This window comes from Spiroplasma sp. ChiS, from assembly GCF_002968355.1.
Taxonomy (GTDB): Bacteria; Bacillota_I; Bacilli_A; order Mycoplasmatales; family Mycoplasmataceae; genus Spiroplasma; species Spiroplasma citri.
Genome location: NZ_PUUH01000008.1, coordinates 1 through 3,798, shown reverse-complemented (window position 1 = coordinate 3,798; position 3,798 = coordinate 1). Strand labels below are relative to the sequence as shown.

General features: G+C 25.4%; 3 protein-coding genes and 1 pseudogene. 3 read left to right on the top strand and 1 reads right to left on the bottom strand.

The genetic code is table 4. The features are described from left to right. Window positions 1-288: 288 nt before the first annotated feature. Window positions 289-507 carry a hypothetical protein gene (locus C6B38_RS01015; protein ID WP_105298318.1) on the bottom strand — a complete coding sequence of 73 codons (219 nt, stop codon included), beginning with the start codon at window positions 505-507 and terminating at the stop codon, window positions 289-291. A gap of 406 nt (window positions 508-913) precedes the next feature. Between C6B38_RS01015 and C6B38_RS01010 the strand changes: the two genes are divergently transcribed. The 3 genes and pseudogenes from C6B38_RS01010 to C6B38_RS01000 form a co-directional block, all read left to right on the top strand. After that, window positions 914-1,180 carry a hypothetical protein gene (locus tag C6B38_RS01010; protein WP_105298317.1) on the top strand — a complete coding sequence of 89 codons (267 nt, stop codon included), beginning with the start codon at window positions 914-916 and terminating at the stop codon, window positions 1,178-1,180. Next, window positions 1,167-1,940, top strand: coding sequence for a ParA family protein (locus tag C6B38_RS01005; RefSeq protein ID WP_162475782.1), 774 nt, complete (start codon window positions 1,167-1,169; stop codon window positions 1,938-1,940). Before C6B38_RS01010 ends, C6B38_RS01005 begins: the two co-directional genes overlap by 14 nt. Before the next feature lie 711 nt (window positions 1,941-2,651). After that, window positions 2,652-3,798, top strand: a pseudogene (locus C6B38_RS01000) (hypothetical protein); the annotation flags it as partial.

The following is a 3,798-nucleotide window of genomic DNA, read 5'->3' as shown; positions in this document are numbered from 1 at the left end:
ACTTTGTTAATTTGGTTACTTATTTCTGTTATATATGAATAAGGTATTCCTTTAGTACTTGGAAAAAAAGAAAAATAACTTTTTTCATCATTGGTATTTAATTGATAATAATCTTGTTTTGTTTTTTCTATAATGTTATTAATTAAATCAAAATTATCAATTATTTTTTCAGAAATAGCATTATATGAATTAGAATTTAATCTTCAATCTTGTCAAACTCCGTTATTTAAAATATCAATAAAATTAATGTTAAATATTTTTTTTGATATTTAATATTTTTTTTATTTTTTATATAAATATATATTTAATATTTTTTAATTTCATTTCATCTTTTTTTGAAAAGGTAAAAAATATTTTATTAGGTTCACGAAGAAAAAATTCATAATTAATTGTATCTTGGTAGTATTCCTTTTCCTGTTCTTTTTGATAAGGGCTAGCGGCAATTGTTGTTGGGATAGCAGTTCCACTAATTGTTAATACACTTAATAAACTTAGTAGTTTTTTCATTTTGTATATTTTCCTTTCTGAAATTGTTATTATTTTTTATTGCTAAGTTGATATTTAATACATTTTGATACAAAGTAATTTTATCATAAGAAAATGATTAGTATTCTTGTGCAATATTTAGAGCAATACAAACCTAATAATTTAACATAGTCCCCTATTTAAAACCCTTATTTTATAAGGGTTTTTCATTGTTTGTTTTGTTATCGTCCTCTGTGGCGCATCGAACGTTATTTTCACGGGTAAATGGCAATAAAAATATAAAATTAACTAATTTATAATACTATTAATACAATAAATAATATTAATAGTATTTTTAAAAATAAATGTTGATTTTATTTAATTAATAATTTATAATACTATTAATACAATAAATAATATTAATAGTATTTAAAGAAAGGAAAATAAAATGCCAAAATTAAAAAATGTTTTATTAAATAATAACTCTAGTTTTGATAGTGTTTCACAAGTTGAAAAATTAGTTTCATATTCTAATAAAAAAGAATATAAACAAAGACCACACCAGTTAAAAATTCCAACTATGACATGCCCTATTAATTTAGTAGAGGCATTTAAAAAAGAAGCACAAAATAAAAGACTAAAATATACAACTTTAATGACAATTATTTTAGAAGAACGTTATGGAAAGGAAAATATACAAAATGAAGATGATTAGTTTTTGTAACAAAAAAGGTGGGGTCGGAAAAACGACATTATGCAAAAATGTTGCTTATAAGTTTGCTCTTGATGGAGCAAAGGTGTTACTGATTGACCTTGACCCTCAAGCAACCTTATCAGTCCAATTTAGTAATAAAAATATTGATAATAAAAAAACTTTTATTAATTTTGTGCCAGCATTAGAAATGGTAAAAATTAATCAAATTATTCAATCAACAAAGTATAAAAACATTGACATTATTTTAGGTTCAGAAGAATTAAATAGAATGAATGAAATTATTAAAAGCATTTTTAAAGAAAATGAATATTATATGGTTAGTGAAATGATTTATACAAAGAATAAAAATGTATTTAATAGTTATGATTATGTCTTGATTGACTATCCACCAACAATAAATGATTTTGCTATTAATTGGTTAATAATGAGTGATTTAATTTTAATTCCAATTAATGATGGCATTGGTAGTTATAAGGGAATTTTAGACTTAGAAAATACTTTAACCTTTATTTGTAAAAAAGAAAAAAGAGGAATCCCAACATTAAAAATTATATTCAATAATGTAAAAGATGATGAAAATACAAATTTAATTTTAAAATGAATTTCTGATAAAAAACTAAATAGTAAATTATTAGAAACATTTATTCAACATTCAAAATCATATGTTAAATCAGAAAATAAATTAAACAGCATTTGAACTAATCAACATTATTGACGCCAAAAACACGCATACGAAGAACTCATCAAAGAAATCAAATAACTATGAAAAAAGTATGAGTTAATAATCTTATATATATTTATTTTCATTATCTTTGATCTTTTCCTCCCAATAAATCTATATTATTTAATTTATTCTCTTAAATTAAATACTGCTGTAATTTTTACTTTATTAGGTTATCAGATTTTTAAACTTTTTGTTGTTGAATTTTATTTTAAAAAAATAATAAATATTTTATTAAAATATTTGATAAATTAAATTTAGATAAACAAAAAAATATAATAAAAAGATTTTTGTTATTTATTTGTTTAGATATTTTTAAATTCCTTTCATTATTGGCATTTATTTTGATTATTTTAATATATAAAAATAAAAAGGAGCAATGAAAAATTATATTTGAAGGTTTTTATTTACTACCTAATTTAAAAATAGATAAAAACTGTAGTAAATAACAATAATATCAAAAAAACCACACCTATAAATTAGATGTGGTATAATAATAGTAGTAAGCGACTTTTTCTCTTACTGCTTCTCAAATTTTATTAAACAAAGTGATAGTAAATTGTCTAGGAAACAATTTACTATCGTGGAAACACTAGTTAACACCTAGCGTTTCCACAGACAATTTTAACATATTTTACTGGGGTATTTTGTTTGTCCTTTTGATACTCTTGTGAAATATGTTATAAATTGCTTGTGGGAATAGTGCGGTTGTGCTATTCCTATTTTTATTGTTCAGAAAGGAATACAGCAATGAAAAAAATATTAAGTATTTTAACGATATCAACTTTAACAGCGAGCATTCCCACCCCGTTGCTAGCAGCAGTACCACTAACTAATACTTTGGCGTCTAACTCAAACAACGATTATTTACCATTAAAAGAAATTAATGGTATTACTGACAGAGTTAATTCTATTGCCGTTGATACCAAGGATAACATTTATTTTTGCACAGATAATGGTGCGTTTGTGTTGAAACACGGTGCAACAACACCAACCAAAATAAATGGAATAAAAGGAATTATTAATCACATTTCTGTTGATACCAAGGATAACATTTATTTTGCTGGTGGAGATGGTGCGTTTGTGTTGAAACACGGTGCAACAACACCAACCAAAATAAATGGAATAAATATGACCGCTTATTCTGTTGCAGTTGATAGTAACGATAATGTTTATTTTGGAACAGATAGTGGTATATTTCTTTTAGAAAAATGAACTACAATTCCAAAAGTAATAAACGGAATAACTGGAAAAATAAATTCCCTTGCCGTTGATAGTAAAAACAATATTTATTTTGTTGTTTCAAATTTAGACAGTATTTGATTAATGACATGATTGCAAACAATACCAACCAAAATTGATGGTATCAATGGTAGGGTCTTATCTGTTGCAGTTGATAGTAACGATAATGTTTATTTTTCTACAACTGGCGGAGTATATAAGTTGTCTGCTGGTGCAACAACCCCAACCAAAATAAATGGTATTAGTACACAAATAAATTCCCTTGCCGTTGATAGTAACGATAACATCTACTTTGGTACAGACAAAGGTGTTTTTATTTTTCAAACTGCTTTGTCATGAACAAAAACACAAAGTCAGCTTACGGTGGATAGCACAAAAACCCAAACTTGGACTCGCCCCGACTTGCTTAGTGTTGATGGGGAGTTAAACATTGATATTGCCAACCCCAACATTGATAAAGTTATTTTTGATAATGTCCAACAACCACAAACAAGCAAACAATGAAAAATAAATGTTAAACCCGAAACGACAGCCCGCGACCATAATTTACAAGTAATGTTTACTTTGGATGGTAAACAATATACGAGTGAAATTACGGTCTCAATGCAAGCGAAAATTGAAGTGAAATTACGGTCTCAATGCAAGCGAAAATTGA